Here is a 15,905-nt window from a genome sequence, read left to right as displayed (position 1 = left end):
AAGCGGTCCCCATAACTTCAGACGCCGAACACACCACCAAAGGGAGAAGGACCATGGATTTCAATCTGCCCAAGGAGCTGACCGACTACCTGGCCGAGCTCGACCGCTTCATCGAGGCGGAGATCAAGCCGCTGCAGGCGCAGGACGACAACGAGCGTTTCTTCGACCATCGCCGCGAGCATGCGCGCACCAACTGGGACGACCAGGGCCTGCCGCGCAAGGAATGGGAGGACCTGCTGCGCGAGGCCAAGCGCCGCGCCGACAAGGCTGGCCATTTCCGCTTCTCGCTGCCCAAGGAGTTCGGCGGCCGCGACGGCTCGAACCTGTGGATGGCGGTGATCCGTGAGCATTTCGCCAGCAAGGGGTTGGGCCTGCACAACGACCTGCAGAACGAGCATTCCATCGTCGGCAACTTCCCGTTCATCGTGATGATGCGCGACTTCGGCACGCCGGCCCAGAAGGAGGAGTTCATCTTCGGGTCCCTCGAGGGGCGGCGGCGCATCACCTTCGGCCTCACCGAGCCTGAGCATGGCTCGGACGCGACCCACATGGCGACCCGCGCCGTGCGGCAGGAGCGTGACGGCAAGCCCGGCTGGCTGATCAACGGCGCCAAGATGTGGACCACGGGCATGCACGTGGCGACGCATTGCGCGCTCTTCGCGCGCACCAGCGGCAAGGACGGCGACGGACGCGGCATCAGCTGCTTCCTGGTGCCGACGAGCACGCCCGGCGTGAAGGTCGAGGAGTACATGTGGACCTTCAACATGCCCACCGACCATCCGCGCGTGAGCTTCACGGATGTGTGGGTGCCGGAGGACGCGCTGTTCGGCCCGCTGGAGGGCGGCCTGGCACTGGCGCAGTCCTTCGTGCACGAGAACCGCATCCGCCAGGCCGCGGGCTCGCTGGGCGCGGCGGTGTACTGCATCAACGAGAGCGTGAAGTACGCGCGCCAGCGCAAGCCGTTCGGCCGGCCGCTGGCCGAGAACCAGGCCATCCAGTGGCCGCTGGTCGAGCTGGCCACCCAAGCCGAGATGCTGCGGCTGCTGATCCGCAAGACGGCGTGGGAAATGGACCAGATGCCGCACCCGGAGGTCGAGAAGGTGCTCTCCGACAAGGTCTCGATGTGCAACTACTGGGCTAACCGGCTGTGCTGCGAGGCCGCCGACCGGGCCATGCAGGTGCATGGCGGCATCGGCTATTCGCGTCACAAGCCGTTCGAGCACATCTACCGCCATCATCGCCGCTACCGCATCACGGAAGGCTCGGAAGAGATCCAGATGCGCAAGGTGGCGGGCTTCCTGTTCGGCTTCATGGGCCCGCGTCGGCGCGAGTTCGCGGCGCTGGAGAAAGCCGCGGCTGAATGATGCTTTTATCCTCCCCACGTAGTGGGGAGGTGCCCCGAAGGGGCGGAGGGGACCCGACGTGGTGTGCGTCATGCGAACCATCACGTGAGGTCCCCCTCCGGCCTTCGGCCACCTCCCCCACTGCGTGGGGGAGAATGAAAAGGAGGAAACGATGGCGGCATGGATCCTGGCCGGTGATCGCCGCCGGCCGGATGACGAGGTGATGCGGGAGGCCGAGCGGGCAGCGGCCGGCTTCGCCGCGCACGGCATCGGCCCCGGCGACGTGGTCGCGGTGTGCCTGCGCAACGACTTCGCCTTCCTGACCGCCAGCGCCGGCGCCAGCCTGATCGGCGCCTACGTGACGCCGGTGAACTGGCACAACTCGGTCGACGAAGCCGGCTATGTCTTCGTCAACTCGGGCGCCAAGGCGATCGTGATCCATGCCGATCTCCATCACCGGATGGCCGATGCGATCCCGGCCGGGGTGCTGACGCTGGTGGTGGAGACGCCTGATGCGATCGTCGCCGCCTACGGCCTGGCGCCTCAGTCGGCCGTGCTGCCGGCTGGTGTCACCGGGTGGACGGACTGGCTGGCACGCCACGCGCCGCGCCAAGGCGGCCGTGTCGCCGCGCTGGGCTCGATGATCTACACCTCGGGCACGACGGGACGGCCCAAGGGCGTTCGGCGCGCGCCGACCAGCGAGGCACAGGCAGAAGCAGCCGAGCGCAATGCCGCCGTGATCTTCGGTCTCGGCTACGCAGACAGACCATCCGACATCACCTGCCTGCTGGCCGGCCCGCTCTATCATTCGACGCCCAACGCCTTCAGCCTGCGCTTCTTCGCGATGGGCGCCAAGCTGATCATCGAGCCGCGCTTCGATGCCGAGACCCTGCTGCGCCGTATCGAGCAGGAGCGCGTCACGCATCTTCTGGCCGTGCCGACCATGTTCGTGCGCCTGCTGCGCCTGCCGGCCGAGGTGCGGGCGCGCTACGACCTTTCAAGCCTCCGCTTCGTGATGCACGGCGCGGCGCCCTGCCCCGTGCATGTCAAGCGGGCGATGATCGACTGGTGGGGACCGATCATCCACGAGCACTACGGCGGCACGGAGACCGGCGCGGTCACCTACTGCAATTCGCAGGAATGGCTGGCGCATCCCGGCACCGTCGGGCGCGCGCTGCCGTCATGCGACGTGCGGATCATCGCCGAGGACGGCAGCGACGTGGCCGCAGGCGGCACCGGCGAGGTCATCTGCCGCAACCGGAACTTTCCCGACTTCACCTATCACGGCGACGACGACAAGCGGCGGCGGGCCGATCGACAGGGCCTCGTCACCTTGGGTGACGTCGGCTATCTCGACCGGGATGGCTACCTCTACCTGTGCGGCCGCGCCAACGACATGGTGATCTCGGGCGGGGTCAACATCTACCCCGCCGAGATCGAAGCCGAGCTGCACAAGATGGCAGGTGTCGCCGACTGCGCCGTGTTCGGCATTCCCGACGACGAATACGGCGAGAAGCTCTGCGCCGTCGTGCAGCCGATCCCGGGCGCCGTGCTCACCGCCGCCGCCGTGCAGGCGCATCTGCGCGAGCGCGTGGCCGGCTACAAGGTGCCGCGCCAGGTCGAGTTCCGCACCGAGCTGCCGCGTGAGGATTCAGGAAAAATCTTCAAGCGCAAGCTGCGCGACCCGTACTGGGAAGGTGCTGGCCGGCGCATCTGACGACAAGACGACAATCAGCAGGACATTGCGCCGGCTCATCACGCCTACTCCGCCGCTTCCGCCGGCGCGGCATTGTCGGCGCCGTGGCCGGGGTAGTCGGGGTCGAGCACGAAGGGGTACGGCCCGCCATAGTCGCCGACATAGGCCGTGTGGCTGACGAGCCCCGAGTAAGGCGACCAGACATGGAGCTGATACGCCGGAGGCTCCAGGTTGAACATGGTCGGGCTGTTGTCGGGCTTGAGGTCGAGCGCCACCTGGTGCGCCGTGCTGGGCGAGACCGACGCCAAGGTGCCGGCCCAGCGCGCCTGGATCGGTCGGTGGTGATGACCGCACAGCACCCGCTCGACATTGGGGAAGCGGGCCACGATATCGGCCATCGAATCGCCGCCGCGGCAATTGATGCGATCCATGTCGGCCAGGCCGGTGAGAAACGGCGGATGATGCATGAAGATCACCGTCGGCTCGCCCGGCGTGCGCGCCAGCTGCGTCTCCAGCCAGTTGAGCCGCCGCAGGCACATCAGCCCATGGCCTTCGCCGGGCACCACGGTGTCCAGGCCGATCAGCCGTACCGGATGGTCGTCGATCACATAGTGCAGGAACTCGCCCTCGGCCGGCAGATAGCCGTCGGCCTGGAAGACGGCGCGCATGTTCTCGCGCCGGTCATGGTTGCCCGGCACGAGGTAGACCGGCATCGACAGCGGCGCGAGCAGCTCGCGCAGCGCCACGTACTCCTCGGCGAGGCCGCAATCGGTCAGATCGCCGGAAGCCAGCACGACGTCGGGGCGCCGCTCCAGCCGCACCAGCGCGTCGACCGCGGCCTTGAGCATGGCGTTCGTGTTGACCCGCTCATAGGCGAACCGGCCCGGGGGACGGACGTGCAGGTCGGTGATCTGGGCGATGATCATGGATGTGCTCCTTCTCGCCGTTGTTCCGGCAGCCCGTCATTCCGAGCCGCGCCCGGAGCGACTGAGCTGCAACAATCACGGCAGCTTCAGCGCGGTCTGCTCGACGTAGGGACGCAGCAGCTCGTCGGCCTTGCGCTGCGCATCCTTGACGGCCTGGTCGGCTTTCTTCTTGCCGTTCAGGACCGCCTGCATCTCGTCCTCAAGCGCCTTGCGCACGGCCACGGTCTGATAGGTCGCGAACCAGGGCTGCGCATAGGCGAGCTGGTCGAGCGCCACCTTGGCGTCGGGGTGACGAGCGATGAACGCCTTCATCTCGGGCATGTCGTAGGCCGATTTGCGCGGCGCGAAGTAGCCTATAAATCGGCTCCAGCCGGCCAGGACCTCGGTCGACGACAGCCAGCGGATGAATTTCCATCCCGCTTCCTGGCTGGCTTCGCTCTGGCCCTTGAACATCACCAGCGAGGCGCCGCCGATGGGCACGGCATTGCGCACTTTGCGCGGCACGAAGGCAACGCTGTAAGCGGATTTCATGTTCTCGCGAATGAAGGACAGGGAACCGGTGGACTGCAGGATCATGGACGCCTTGCCGGCGAAGAAGGCCGTCGACACGGCGCCCGAGTCGACGACACCTGCCGGCATCACCTTGTGCTTGTGCACCAGGTCCTCCACCAGGCGCGCCGCACCCACCATCGAGGGCGTATCGTAGTAGACCTCGCCGCCGTAGCTTTCATTGAAGTACCGGCCGCCGTTGGACATCGACAGCGCGCTCATCAGCCAGCCCAGCGTGTCGTAGTTGCCGGGCATCATGAAGCCGTGGCGCTCGATCTTCTCGCCATCGCGCTTCGTGAGCTTCTTCGCCGCATCCACCAGCTCGGCCCAGGTGCGCGGCGGGTTCGCCGTATCGAGCCCGAACGCGACGGCCAGCGGCGCCATCACCAGCAGGGTGCCGGCGGCCAGGACGCCCCACTCCCTGGCGCCTTCCGCACCTTTGGTGAAGGTCGCGAGCCCGATGGTGAGCGTGTGGCTCGCGGGATCGTTGATCACCATCAGAGGCCACAGGAATTCGTTCCATTGCGCCGTCACCGATACGATTGCGAAAGCCACCAGGCCGGGCCGCGCCAAGGGCAGCAGGACGTGCCAGACGATCGCCCACCACGGCGCGCCGTCAATCGCGGCCGCCTCCTCGAAGTCGCGCGGAATGCCGAGAAAGGTCTGGCGCATCAGGAAGGTGCCGAACGCCGACGCAAAATACGGCGCCATCACACCGGCCAGTGTGTCGTAGAGGCCGAGATCGACGATGGTGCGCAGGTTCGGCACGATCAGAGCCGGCGGCACCAGCATCAGCTGCAGCAGGAACACATAGAACAGCACGTCCCGCCCGGTGAATTGCAGGCGTGCGAAGGCGTATCCGGCCAGGCTGATCGTGACGACCTGGACGCCCAGGATGCCGACCACGACAATCGCGGTATTGATGTAGTAGAGGCCGAAGTCGCCGCTCTCCAGCGCCAGCCGGAAATTGGCCAGGGTCGGCGCAAAGTCGGGCCACAGCGACGCCATGTCGACGCTGCCGGCGCTTTCGGGCCGCAACGATGCGACCAGGGTCCACAGGAAGGGCGTCGCCCAGACGAAGGCCGCAGCCGCGATGGCGGCGACGATCAGCGCCGGGCCAAGACGGCGCTCAAGACGCACGGCCGCCTCCCGGGTCCATGCCGCGCAGCGCACCCAGCGACACGACCAGCAGCACGGCGACGCTGATCCCCGTGGCGGCGGCTGCCTTGCCGGCATCGAAATTCTCGTGCGCTTCCTGGAAGATGTAGAACAGCAGCAGGTTGGTGGCGTTGCTCGGGCCGCCCTTGGTCAGCACCACGACGTGGTCCACCGATGTCAGCATGTGGATCAGGGCAATGGTGACCACGAAAGCCGTGGTCGGCCGCAGCGCCGGCAGGATCACATGCCACAGACGCTGCAGTGCATTGGCGCCATCGACCGTGGCAGCCTCGATATGATCGCGCGGCACGGCCTGCAGCCCGGCGATGTAGAAGAGCATGTAGTAGCCGGCGTTCTTCCAGACCGTCAGCCCGACGATCGACCACAGGGCGACGTCCGAATCGCCGATCCAGTTGAGGCCTGATGCACCGATCTTGCCCAGATAGTAGTCGAGCAAGCCGATGCCCGGGAGGAAGATGAAGAAGAACAGCGATGCGGCCGCGACCAGCGGCACCAGCGACGGCAGGAACAGGATCGTGCGCATCACGGTGTTGAATCGCGACGAACGCCAGACGGCGAGCGCGAAGAGAAGCGCCAGCACCACGCTGGGAACGACGGTGCCGATGGCGTACAGGAGGTTGTTCTGTGCCGCCTGACGGAAGGCGGGATCACCCAGGACCCGTGCGAAGTTCTCCAGCCCGACGAAGCGCGCTGCGCTGCCGGTACCGTGCGGCGCGGCGTACAGCGCATCGAGCACCACCCGCAGCACCGGCAGGTAGGTGAAAGCCGCCAGGCACAGCAGCGACGGCAGCAGCAGCAGCAGCCAGGCCAGACGCCACGGCCGGGGACGCCGACGGCGATCCGCCCGCACCGGCTTGGTGTCGACGTCCAGGACGTCGGCCGTGATGATGGCATCGACCGTCACGCGCGCTCCTGTCTTGCGCAGCGATGCCTAGGGTGCGGCGATAAACACGCGATGACGGCCGCGCGACAATTCCATGACGACGGCCTGCATCATGGGGAAAAATCGTTGGCGCGATCGCAGGGTGCTTCGCTGCGCCCCAGGGCGATGAAAAAAGCGCCATATGCCTGCCTTGCAGCACTTGCACGGCCAACGCTGTCCGGTCGCGCTAGAGTGCCTTCACGTGTTACAAGCCCGTGACCATGGCCCTGACGTTCCGCAAGCTGCATCCCCTGTTCGGCGTCGAGATCGGCGGCATCGACCTGACGCACCCGGTCGATGCCGTGGCTTTCGGCGAGATCCGCGCTGCCTTCGAGGAGCACTCCGTCGTGCTGCTGCGCGACCAGCCGATCGACGATGCGCAGCAGATCGCGTTCAGCAAGCTGTTCGGCCCCTTGGAAACAACCGTCAGCGCCAACCCGGCCGGCGGCACGCCGTTCGCGCGCCAATCCAACCTCGACATCGATACCGGCGCCACGATCCCTCCGGACGACCGCCGCATGGTCTACCAGAAGGCCAACTACTTCTGGCACACCGACAGCTCCTTCAAGCGGGTGCCGGCGCTGTGCTCGCTGCTGTCGGCGCGTATCTGCCCGCCGGAGGGCGGCAACACCGAATTCGCCAGCCTGCGCGCCGCCCATGCAAGCCTGTCCGAGGCGATGCAGCAGCAGATCGAGACGCTGGTGGCCGAGCATTCGCTGGCCTATTCGCGCGGCCTGGTCGACCCGACCGTGCTGACCGAGGCGCAGAAGGCTGAGGTGCCGCCCGTGAAGCAGCGCCTGGTCCGGGTCAATCCGATCAACGGCCGCAAGGCCCTGTACGTGAGCTCGCATGCCTCGCACATATTGGGCTGGCCGTTCGCCGAGGGCCGCGCGCTGCTGGACTCCCTGACGGCGCACGCGACACAGCCCGCCTTCTGCTTCTCGCATCACTGGCGCGCAGGCGACCTGATCATCTGGGACAACCGGGCCGTCCTGCACCGCGCCACGCCGTACGATGCGGTGAGGCACAGGCGCCTGATGCAGCGCACCACAGTGGCGGGCGACGCACCTACTGTGGCCCAGTAAAGCGATGGTGGCTCTACCGATCGATGCCGGCGATGGTCTGCCGGTGCCGCGACGCCACTGGGCCGTCGCTGCCATGGCGTTTGGCCTGTCGATGACGGTGCTCAACGGCTCGCTCGCCAACATCGCCCTGCCTGTGATCGCACGCGACCTCGATACGACGGCCGCCCGCTCGATCTGGATCGTCAATGCCTTCCAGATCGCGGTCATGGTTTCGCTGCTGCCGCTGTCGTCGCTGGGAGACGTGCTCGGCTACCGCCGCGTGTTCCGCGCCGGCGTGGTGGTGTTCACCCTGGCATCGCTGATCTGCGCGCTTTCGGACTCGCTCACCATGCTTGTGATCGCACGTACCGTGCAGGGCCTGGGCGCCGCCGGGATCATGAGCGTGAACCCGGCGCTGATCCGCTTTACGTATCCGCGCGCCGCGCTGGGACACGGCATGGGCATCAACGCGCTTATCGTCGCCACCTCGGCAGCGCTGGGGCCGACCGCGGCGGCGGCGATCCTGGCCCTGGGGCCATGGCAGTGGCTGTTCGCGATCGCCGTGCCCATGGGTGTGGTGTCGTTCGCGCTGTCGGCGCGGGCACTGCCCGTCACCGAGCCTACGCCGCATCCGTTCGACCTGCCCAGCGCGCTGCTGTCGGCCCTGTCCTTCGGCCTGCTGATCGGCGGCATCGACGGCATCGGACACGGTCACGGCGCCCTTGTCGTGACCGCCGAGCTGGCTCTCGCAGTCATACTAGGCACAGTCTTCGTCGTGCGGCAGAAGGCGCTGCCCGCGCCCATGCTGCCGGTCGATATCTTCCGGCGCCCCGTCTTCTCGCTGTCGGTGGTGAGCTCGGTCTGCTCCTTCACCGCGCAAGGGGCGGCCTTCGTGGCGTTGCCGTTCTACCTGCAGGACGTGCTCGGCCTGACGCAGGTCGACACCGGGCTGCTGATGACACCCTGGCCGGTGGCCGTGGGCGTAATGGCGCCGCTTGCCGGCCGGCTGTCCGACCGCTATCCCGCCGGCCTGCTGGGCGGCCTGGGCCTGACCCTGCTATGCGCCGGGCTGCTTCTGATGGCTTTCCTGCCGCCGCAGCCCAGCCACATCGATATCGCCTGGCGCATGGCGATCTGTGGCGCCGGCTTCGGCCTCTTCCAATCGCCCAACAACCGCATCCTGATCGGCAGCGTGCCGCGCGAGCGCAGCGGCGCCGCCGGCGGCGTTCTTTCGACGGCCCGTGTCATGGGGCAGACGCTGGGCGCGGCGCTGGTGGCGCTGGTCTTCGGGCTGGTGGTCACACAAGCTGCAGGGCCGACCGTGGCGCTGCTGATCAGTGCCGGCTTCGCCGGCGTGGCGGTGTTCACAAGCACCATGCGGCTGGCCCGCTTCAGCGGCGACGTATAGTGGCAAGAAAGTGGCGCCACCGCGCCGGCACCGGGTTTTCGCGGAACCTCCGATTTCAACAGGACGTTTTCACCTTGTCCCGCCGCCAAGCGTGAGCGCGCCACCATGCGCGCAGGCCGTGGAAGCGAAGGAGATAAGGATGACCAGGATGCTCCCGTTCACCGTGGCTGCCGGTGTGCTGGCAGCCGCACTGGCACCGGCTGCGGCCCAGATGGACAGGTACCCGCCGCCCGATCGCCCCTCTGCCTATGACCGGCCATACGATCGCTATGAACGGCCGTATGACCGGTTTGATGACCGTCGCCCACGGGATGACGTGTATCAGGGCATGCGCACGGGGCCGGTCGAGCGCCGTCAGGGAAATGTCATATTCACGACCGGCGGTGTCACCAAGGACGAAGCCGAGGCATTCCGGGCAGCGATGCCTCGCTATGCGCTCGGCCTCGAGTTCGCCCGTGCCAACGGAGTGCGCGGCGACTTCCTGGCCTATGTCGAGGTCAGCGTGACCGACATGCGCGGCCAGCCGGTATTGCACACGGTCGCCGAGGGGCCGTTCCTGCTCGCGGACCTGCCGGCCGGCCAGTACACCGTGCGCGCCGCCAGCGAAGGCAGCCTGAAAACCCGGACGGTGAACATCACGCCGGGCCGCCATCAGTACCTGGCGTTCACGTGGTAGTGGCCTTGCACGAACGGCGCGCCTGCCACGGCGCGCCGTTCGGCGTCAGATGACTGCTCAGCCGGCCGACGCGGCGGGCACTGGCGCCGGCAAACGGCCGCCTCGGCGCAACCGTCCCTCACCGAGGAACAGCAGGATCGGCGCTGCGATGAACACCGACGAGCTGGCGCCGACGACGATGCCGAACACCATCGGGATGGCGAAGTTGTCGACCGCGCTGCCGCCGGCCAGGGCCATGGGCAGCATCGACAGGAAGGCGGTCGCCGACGTGTAGATGCTGCGCGCCAGCGTGGCGTTGATGCTGAGGTCGATCAGCTCGCGCAACGGCATCTTCTTGTAGAGCCGCAGGTTCTCGCGCATGCGGTCATAGACGACCACCTTGTCGTTGACCGAGTAGCCGATCAGGGTCAGCAGGGCAGCGATCGCGGTCAGGTTGAAGTCCAGGCCCGTGATCGCGAACAGGCCTACTGCCTTGGTGACATCCAGCACCAGGGTGACGATGGCGCCGACGGCGAACTGCCATTCGAAACGCACCCAGATGTAGATGAGCATCGCCAGGCACGCCAGCGCCACGGCCAGCACGCCCGCCTCCATCAGCTCGCCGCTGACCTTGGGCCCGACAACCTCGACGCGCTCGATCGCCGAGCCCGGCGCGATCTCCGCCAGCTTCGCCTTCACCTTGTCGGTCGCGGCGGCCTGAGCCTGGTCGTCACCCGGCTGGCGTTCGATGCGCACCAGCACGTTGTTGGGAGAGCCGGCCTCCTGCAGCGCGACCTCGCCGAGATCCAGGCCGTTCAGCGCCCGCCGCAGCTCGTCGAGCCTGGCCGGCTCCTGCGTCTTGACCTCGACCAGCGTGCCGCCGACGAAATCGATGCCGTAGTTCAGGCCGGGATGAACGAACAGCGCCAGCGACGACACCGACAGCACGGCCGACACCGCGATGCCGATGAAGCGCCCGCGCATGAAGCGGAAGGCGGTGTTGTCCGGGATCAGGCGCATCCCCAACAGCGGCCGGATGATGAACTGCCTGGGCCGGCGCCAGACGACCCACAGGGCCATGATCATGCGCACGATCGACACGGCCGTGAACATCGAGATCATGATGCCCAGGCCCATCGTGATCGCAAAGCCGCGCACCGGGCCCGAGCCGAGCGCGAACAGCATGGTGGTCGCGATCAGGGTGGTGACGTTGGAGTCGACGATGGTGCTGTAGGCCCGCTTGAACCCGGCGTCGAGCGCCGCGATCGCGCTGCGCCCGCGTGCCGTCTCCTCGCGGATGCGCTCGTTGATCAGCACGTTGGCGTCGACCGCCAGGCCCACCCCCAGGATGATGCCGGCGATGCCGGGCAAGGTCAGTGTCGCGCCCAGCAGGCTCAGCGCCGCGAAGGTCAGCACCACGTTGGACGCCAGCGCCAGGTTGGCGACCAGGCCCCAGCGGCCGTACAGCACGACCATGAAGATGAAGACCAGGGCGAAGCCGATCAGGCCCGTCGTGACACCCTGCTCGATCGCGTCGGCGCCGAGGTCGGCGCCCACGGTGCGTTCCTCGATCACCTTCATCGGCGCCGGCAGGGCGCCGGCCCGCAGCAGAACGGCGAGATCCTTGGCGCTTTCCGTCGTGAAATGGCCGCTGATCTGACCGGAGCCGCCGAGGATCGGCTCCTGGATCACCGGCGCGCTGAGCACGCGGCCGTCGAGCACGATCGCGAACGGCTTGCCGACATTCTTCTGCGTGATATCGGCAAAGCGCTTGGCGCCCTGCGAATCGAAGCGGAACTGCACGATCGGCTGGCCGGACCGCTGATCGAACCCGGCGGTGGCGTCGACCAGACGGTCACCCTCGAGCATCACCCGCGACCTGATGCGGATCTGCCCCGAGCTGCCTTCCAGCGGCAGCAGCGTCGTGCCGGGCACGCGGCCATCGCCGGCCGTCTCGTCGACCATGTGGAAGCTGAGCCGTGCGGTGCTGCCCAGCAGCTCCTTGATGCGGGTCGGGTCCTGCACGCCGGGCAGCTGCACCAGGATCCGGCTGGCGCCCTGGCGCATCACGGTGGGCTCGGCAATGCCGGCCTGGTCGATACGGCGGCGCACGATCTCCAGGCTGTGATCGGCCGCGGCATTGAGGCGCGCCGTCAGGTCGGCCTCCGTCGGCCGCAGGGTGATCGTGCCGTCGGTGCCTGCATTGACCTCCAGCGACGGTGGGCCCGAGGTGCCGAACCGGGTCTCGACCGGCGTGTTCAGCCCGGTCAGCACGCGCAGAGCGTCGCGGCCCTGGGCCGCATCGAGCGGCCGCACCGTCACCGCGTTGTCGGCGACGCGCACGCCGCTATGGCGGATGCCGGCACCCTGCAGCGCGGCGGCGGCGGAATCGGAAAGGCTGGAGAGGCGGTCGCTGCGCACGGCATCGCCGTCGATTTCCAGCAGAAGCTGCGAGCCGCCGCGCAGGTCCAGCCCGAGCGTGACCTGCTGCTTGGGCAGCCAGTCCGGGAGAAGCGCGAGCTGTTCGCGGGTGAGAAGATTGGGCAGGGCGGCGAGAACGCCGAACAGGACGATGAGGGCGTAAGCCGTCACCTTCCACGGAGACTGACGCATGGCGTGAAGTCCTGGCAGACATGAGCGGGGCGATTTGACCGCGCCCGCATGCCACACAGGCTCACGCCATCAGGCGTGACGGCGTGGCTTGCCAGGACGACAGGCGCGGTGTGAGAGACGGAACACCACGCTCCATCGGCGGGCCCCGCGCCCGATGCACCCATCCGGCCGCTTGCGGCGCTACCGCGCGGTCGGCTACCCGCTCCGGGTCGGCCAGCGGCGGCCGTGCCGGCGCCGGGCCCGGCTCGGCTATGATGAAGACCGGCGGGTCCTGGTCGGCCGTGCTGCGCGGTCCCTGGGCCTCGCCCGGCGTCCGCAGGCCCGGCTTCGCCGGCAGGATGCCGCGATCGCCGGCCACGACGCGATCGACGACGCCGTCCAGCGGCGCCGACATCTGCAACGCGCCACGCGCGATCGACGCCTGGCCGGCCAGGGTCAGGACCAGCGTCAGCAAGGCAAGGGCGGCGGCCTGGACGACCTTCCCCGAGCGCGCCAGGGCGCTGCCGGGTCGGTCCATCACGGGCGGCGTGGCGGCGAGCATCGCGACGATATGGCCCTCCCCCGGCGCAAATGCAATGGCACCGGGAGCCGCGCCCTACGCCTTCATCGGCGTTGCATCCCCCTGGAAGGAGACGTGCGCCGCGACGATCCGCCAGCCATTCGCCGTGCGCATCCAGGTATGGCTCTGCCGTCCGAGGCGCTGGCTGCCGTGGCGCCGGAATTCGCAGTTGGCGGTACCGAAGTCGCGGCCATAGGTGACGACCCACAGCCTCAGCAGCTCACGGTCGACCACGAATTTGGGATCGCGCCCGGAGCGGAAGGCCGCGATCTGGTCGTGGCCATACAGCTGCTCGCCGATGCCGTAGCGCAGGGTGTGCGGGCTGTCCCAGAACAGCGCATCGAGCGTCGCCACGTCATTGCTGTTCAGCGCCGCCTCGTAGCGATGGAAGGCCGTGGTGACCTCCTGCACGATCTCCGGAATGTTGATCTCCAGGGTCATACTTATGGCTCCATGCTTCTCGTCACATGCCGCCCTGCCCCTGAATGGACAGGTCAAGAGTCATCAAGCAAGAAGCAAGAAGCAAGCCTTCCGATGGCAGGGATCAGATCAGGTGCAGCACGTCAGGCGTCATCCGTGCGATCTCGATGCCGGGGAAATCGCTCGCCAACTCCGTATCGTTCAGCTGCTCGGCTGACCCGAATCGCAGCTCATACCAGATCTTCCATCTGATACCCGGATTGGCCTTGAAGAAGGTATACAGCTTGGCCCGACAGGACGTCGGATAGTTGCGGCCATCGACGAGCATCGCCGGACTCGGCTGATCATCACTCGTCCGGCATGGCGTATGGGAGAGAAATATCTCTCCTCGCTTCGGATACCGATGCCGATGCATCATGAAATCGTCGACACACCGTCGCCAGCTTTCGATCATGAACATTTCCGCGTGCCCGGCATCCTGCTGGACTCCCAGCGCCTGAGCCTGCTCGAGCAAATGCGGCGTCAGTCCTTCGGTACGTGCACGACGTGCATTATGGTTCGCATTGAATCCGGCGAGCCGCTGAGCAACCTGCGAGGGAAGGAGCACATGATCGTCATCGGGCTGGAGCCGTTTCAACTCCTCGATCTCCATGTTGATCCCGACCTTTTGAGTCGCAAGCCGATTCATCAGCTGGCCCAGGTCGGGCTGACTGAAGAACACATAGTAGCGAGCCCCCTCCAGGCCGAGGATGAGATAGATGGTTCGCGGCGGGCGTGATCTCACTCTCACAAACGCTTCGCTCAGGGTATCGAAGGGACGGAACTGCATGACGTCCTCCTACCTCGTGGCGACTGCCTGCAGCCAGCATAGCGGGCAGGATAGGAACTTCAATCAACGAGAAATCACAGGCCCGTTGCAGTATTGGTCCGCGAGATGTCTCAGCTGATCCATTCACACCGGATCATGCCGTCGGCGCGGCGCAGACACCTTCGCCCTCCAGCCAGTGCGCGACACGCAGCGCGGCCTGCTCGTCGAACGGCTTGGCGATGAGCTGCACGGCGATCGGCAGGCCGCCCGGCCGCTGCAGCGGCGCTGCCACCACAGGCAGGCCGATGAACGAGATCGGCTGGGTGAAGATGCCGAGATTGGCACGCACCGGCATCGCCACGCCTGATACGGTCATCATCGTCTGGTCGATCCGGGGCGCCGTCACGGGCGTCGCGGGCGCGATCAGCACGTCGACATCCTGCAGCGTTTCGAGCACAAGCTGGCGATAGGCGCGACGGAAGCGCTGGGCCTGGATGTACCAGGCGGCCGGCGTCAGCGCGCCGGCCATGAAGCGCTCGCGCGTCTCCGGGTCGAAGTCGTCGGCGCGCGTGCGCAGGCGCGGCAGGTGCAGGGCGCCGGCTTCCGCCGCCGTGATCAGGTAGGCGCAGCCGCGGGCGCGGGCGGCATCGGGCACCACGACCTTGCGGCTGGCGCCCAGCGCCCTGGCCACAGCCGCGACAGCGTCCGCGGCCACCGGCTCGAGCTGGCGCTCGAAATAATCGCCGGCAACGGCGATGCGCAGCCCGGCGATACCCGCGTCGAGCCCCGGCAGGGTCGGCGCCGGCGGCCGCTCGGTGCAGACCGGATCCCGAGGGTCGGGCCCCTGCATGACGTCGAACGCCAGCGCCAGATCGCGCACCGACCGGGCCATCGGCCCGAGATGGTCAAGGCTGTCGCAGAACAGGAAGCTGCCGGCGCGACTCAGCCGGCCGTAGGTCGGCTTGAGACCGAAGATGCCGCACAGCGACGCCGGCACGCGGATCGAGCCGTTGGTGTCGGAGCCCAGCGACAGCGGCACCAGCCCGCCTGCCACCGCCGCGCCGGAGCCGCCGGACGAGCCGCCGGTCATGTGCGCCGGATCGCGGGGGTTGCGTGACGGGCCGGCATGGGCATTACGGCCGGTGAAATCATAGGCGTACTCGCCCATGTTCAGCGCGCCGACCAGGATCGCGCCCGCTGCCTCCAGGCGCTGCACCAGGGTCGCGTCCTGCGCCGCCGGCGCATGCTCGGCGTTGATCTTCGAGCCGGCCAGGGTCGGGATGCCCTGGATGTCGATCAGGTTCTTCACCGCGAACGGCACCCCGGCCAGCGGTCCGGCCGGCCTGCCGGCGGCGATGGCCGCATCGACGGCGGCGGCCGTGGCGCGGGCACGCTCGGCCACCACGGATGTGAAGGCGTTGCAGGTCTTGTCCAGGGTCGCGACACGGGCCAGCGCCGCCGCGACCACCGATGCGGCCGTCGCCTTGCCCGTCGACACGGCCGCCGCGATCTCAGCGGCGGTCGCATCCTTGCCGGCGACGGCGCTCACGGCCGGAACACCGGCGCGGCCACCAGGTCGTCGGCCAGCGGCTCGGCCAGGGCGAGGGCGGCCACCTGGGCCGTGCGGGCCATGTTGGCGATCACGGCGTCGCGATACTGTGGCGCGATCGGCAGGCCCACCATCTCCGCCATCGCATCGACATAGGCGCCCACATCCGGTTCCTTTTCCTTCGGGTCGCTCATGTGCCTTCCTCTCCCTGGCC

Annotated in this window: 14 protein-coding genes; 5 read left to right on the top strand and 9 right to left on the bottom strand. The window is 67.7% G+C overall.

The genetic code is table 11. The features are described from left to right. Window positions 1–53 precede the first annotated feature (53 nt). Window positions 54–1,364 (top strand): acyl-CoA dehydrogenase family protein, encoded by a 1,311-nt coding sequence (locus FHP25_RS06215; protein ID WP_147846038.1) that lies wholly within the window; start codon window positions 54–56, stop codon window positions 1,362–1,364. Between the two features lie 151 nt (window positions 1,365–1,515). Next, on the top strand, window positions 1,516–3,060 hold the full coding sequence (locus tag FHP25_RS06210) for an acyl-CoA synthetase (RefSeq protein ID WP_147846037.1): 1,545 nt from the start codon (window positions 1,516–1,518) through the stop codon (window positions 3,058–3,060). 44 nt (window positions 3,061–3,104) lie between these two features. Here FHP25_RS06210 and FHP25_RS06205 read toward each other — a convergent pair whose 3' ends face one another. The 3 genes from FHP25_RS06205 to FHP25_RS06195 all read right to left on the bottom strand — a co-directional run bounded on the left by FHP25_RS06205 (window position 3,105) and on the right by FHP25_RS06195 (window position 6,597). Beyond that, window positions 3,105–3,965: a phosphodiesterase gene (locus FHP25_RS06205; protein WP_147846036.1), complete on the bottom strand. Its 861-nt coding sequence runs from the start codon at window positions 3,963–3,965 to the stop codon at window positions 3,105–3,107. A 75-nt stretch (window positions 3,966–4,040) separates the two neighbouring features. Beyond that, complete coding sequence (locus FHP25_RS06200; protein ID WP_218578221.1) at window positions 4,041–5,654, bottom strand: extracellular solute-binding protein; 1,614 nt, start codon at window positions 5,652–5,654, stop codon at window positions 4,041–4,043. Continuing rightward, a complete protein-coding gene (locus FHP25_RS06195; protein WP_218578220.1) occupies window positions 5,644–6,597 on the bottom strand; it encodes a carbohydrate ABC transporter permease in 954 nt (317 codons plus the stop codon). The genes FHP25_RS06200 and FHP25_RS06195 overlap by 11 nt, the downstream gene beginning before the upstream one ends. Window positions 6,598–6,836: 239 nt before the next feature. On the opposite strand from FHP25_RS06195, the gene FHP25_RS06190 reads away from it, so the two are divergent. The 3 genes from FHP25_RS06190 to FHP25_RS06180 all read left to right on the top strand — a co-directional run bounded on the left by FHP25_RS06190 (window position 6,837) and on the right by FHP25_RS06180 (window position 9,763). Further along, a complete protein-coding gene (locus FHP25_RS06190) occupies window positions 6,837–7,700 on the top strand; it encodes a TauD/TfdA dioxygenase family protein (protein WP_147846033.1) in 864 nt (287 codons plus the stop codon). Between the two features lie 4 nt (window positions 7,701–7,704). Further along, window positions 7,705–9,087 carry an MFS transporter gene (locus FHP25_RS06185; RefSeq protein ID WP_218578219.1) on the top strand — a complete coding sequence of 461 codons (1,383 nt, stop codon included), beginning with the start codon at window positions 7,705–7,707 and terminating at the stop codon, window positions 9,085–9,087. A gap of 139 nt (window positions 9,088–9,226) precedes the next feature. Then, window positions 9,227–9,763: a carboxypeptidase-like regulatory domain-containing protein gene (locus FHP25_RS06180; RefSeq protein ID WP_147846032.1), complete on the top strand. Its 537-nt coding sequence runs from the start codon at window positions 9,227–9,229 to the stop codon at window positions 9,761–9,763. 57 nt (window positions 9,764–9,820) lie between these two features. Here FHP25_RS06180 and secD read toward each other — a convergent pair whose 3' ends face one another. The 6 genes from secD to FHP25_RS06150 form a co-directional block, all read right to left on the bottom strand. Then, a complete protein-coding gene (gene secD, locus FHP25_RS06175; protein WP_147846031.1) occupies window positions 9,821–12,355 on the bottom strand; it encodes a protein translocase subunit SecD in 2,535 nt (844 codons plus the stop codon). A 61-nt stretch (window positions 12,356–12,416) separates the two neighbouring features. After that, on the bottom strand, window positions 12,417–12,896 hold the full coding sequence (locus FHP25_RS06170) for a hypothetical protein (RefSeq protein ID WP_147846030.1): 480 nt from the start codon (window positions 12,894–12,896) through the stop codon (window positions 12,417–12,419). A 54-nt stretch (window positions 12,897–12,950) separates the two neighbouring features. Beyond that, on the bottom strand, window positions 12,951–13,355 hold the full coding sequence (gene hpxZ / locus FHP25_RS06165; protein ID WP_147846029.1) for an oxalurate catabolism protein HpxZ: 405 nt from the start codon (window positions 13,353–13,355) through the stop codon (window positions 12,951–12,953). A 103-nt stretch (window positions 13,356–13,458) separates the two neighbouring features. After that, window positions 13,459–14,163 (bottom strand): hypothetical protein, encoded by a 705-nt coding sequence (locus FHP25_RS06160; RefSeq protein ID WP_147846028.1) that lies wholly within the window; start codon window positions 14,161–14,163, stop codon window positions 13,459–13,461. A 133-nt stretch (window positions 14,164–14,296) separates the two neighbouring features. Beyond that, a complete protein-coding gene (locus FHP25_RS06155) occupies window positions 14,297–15,691 on the bottom strand; it encodes an AtzE family amidohydrolase (protein WP_147846027.1) in 1,395 nt (464 codons plus the stop codon). Then, complete coding sequence (locus FHP25_RS06150) at window positions 15,688–15,885, bottom strand: DUF4089 domain-containing protein (protein WP_178133331.1); 198 nt, start codon at window positions 15,883–15,885, stop codon at window positions 15,688–15,690. Before FHP25_RS06150 ends, FHP25_RS06155 begins: the two co-directional genes overlap by 4 nt. Window positions 15,886–15,905 lie beyond the last annotated feature (20 nt).

It is taken from the genome of Vineibacter terrae (assembly GCF_008039615.1).
GTDB classification, from domain to species: domain Bacteria; phylum Pseudomonadota; class Alphaproteobacteria; order Reyranellales; family Reyranellaceae; genus Vineibacter; species Vineibacter terrae.
Note: the sequence above shows the minus strand (reverse complement) of the source record. Positions and strands in the feature narration are given on the sequence as shown.

Bases quoted from the DNA above. Each gene is read 5' to 3' on its own strand.
- FHP25_RS06215 (WP_147846038.1), top strand. From the start codon at position 54: ATGGATTTCAATCTGCCCAAGGAGCTGACCGACTACCTGGCCGAGCTC.
- FHP25_RS06150 (WP_178133331.1), bottom strand. From the start codon at position 15,885: ATGAGCGACCCGAAGGAAAAGGAACCGGATGTGGGCGCCTATGTCGAT.
- FHP25_RS06205 (WP_147846036.1), bottom strand. From the start codon at position 3,965: ATGATCATCGCCCAGATCACCGACCTGCACGTCCGTCCCCCGGGCCGG.
- FHP25_RS06190 (WP_147846033.1), top strand. From the start codon at position 6,837: ATGGCCCTGACGTTCCGCAAGCTGCATCCCCTGTTCGGCGTCGAGATC.
- FHP25_RS06170 (WP_147846030.1), bottom strand. From the start codon at position 12,896: ATGCTCGCCGCCACGCCGCCCGTGATGGACCGACCCGGCAGCGCCCTG.
- FHP25_RS06160 (WP_147846028.1), bottom strand. From the start codon at position 14,163: ATGCAGTTCCGTCCCTTCGATACCCTGAGCGAAGCGTTTGTGAGAGTG.
- FHP25_RS06210 (WP_147846037.1), top strand. From the start codon at position 1,516: ATGGCGGCATGGATCCTGGCCGGTGATCGCCGCCGGCCGGATGACGAG.
- FHP25_RS06185 (WP_218578219.1), top strand. From the start codon at position 7,705: ATGGTGGCTCTACCGATCGATGCCGGCGATGGTCTGCCGGTGCCGCGA.
- FHP25_RS06180 (WP_147846032.1), top strand. From the start codon at position 9,227: ATGACCAGGATGCTCCCGTTCACCGTGGCTGCCGGTGTGCTGGCAGCC.
- hpxZ (WP_147846029.1), bottom strand. From the start codon at position 13,355: ATGACCCTGGAGATCAACATTCCGGAGATCGTGCAGGAGGTCACCACG.
- secD (WP_147846031.1), bottom strand. From the start codon at position 12,355: ATGCGTCAGTCTCCGTGGAAGGTGACGGCTTACGCCCTCATCGTCCTG.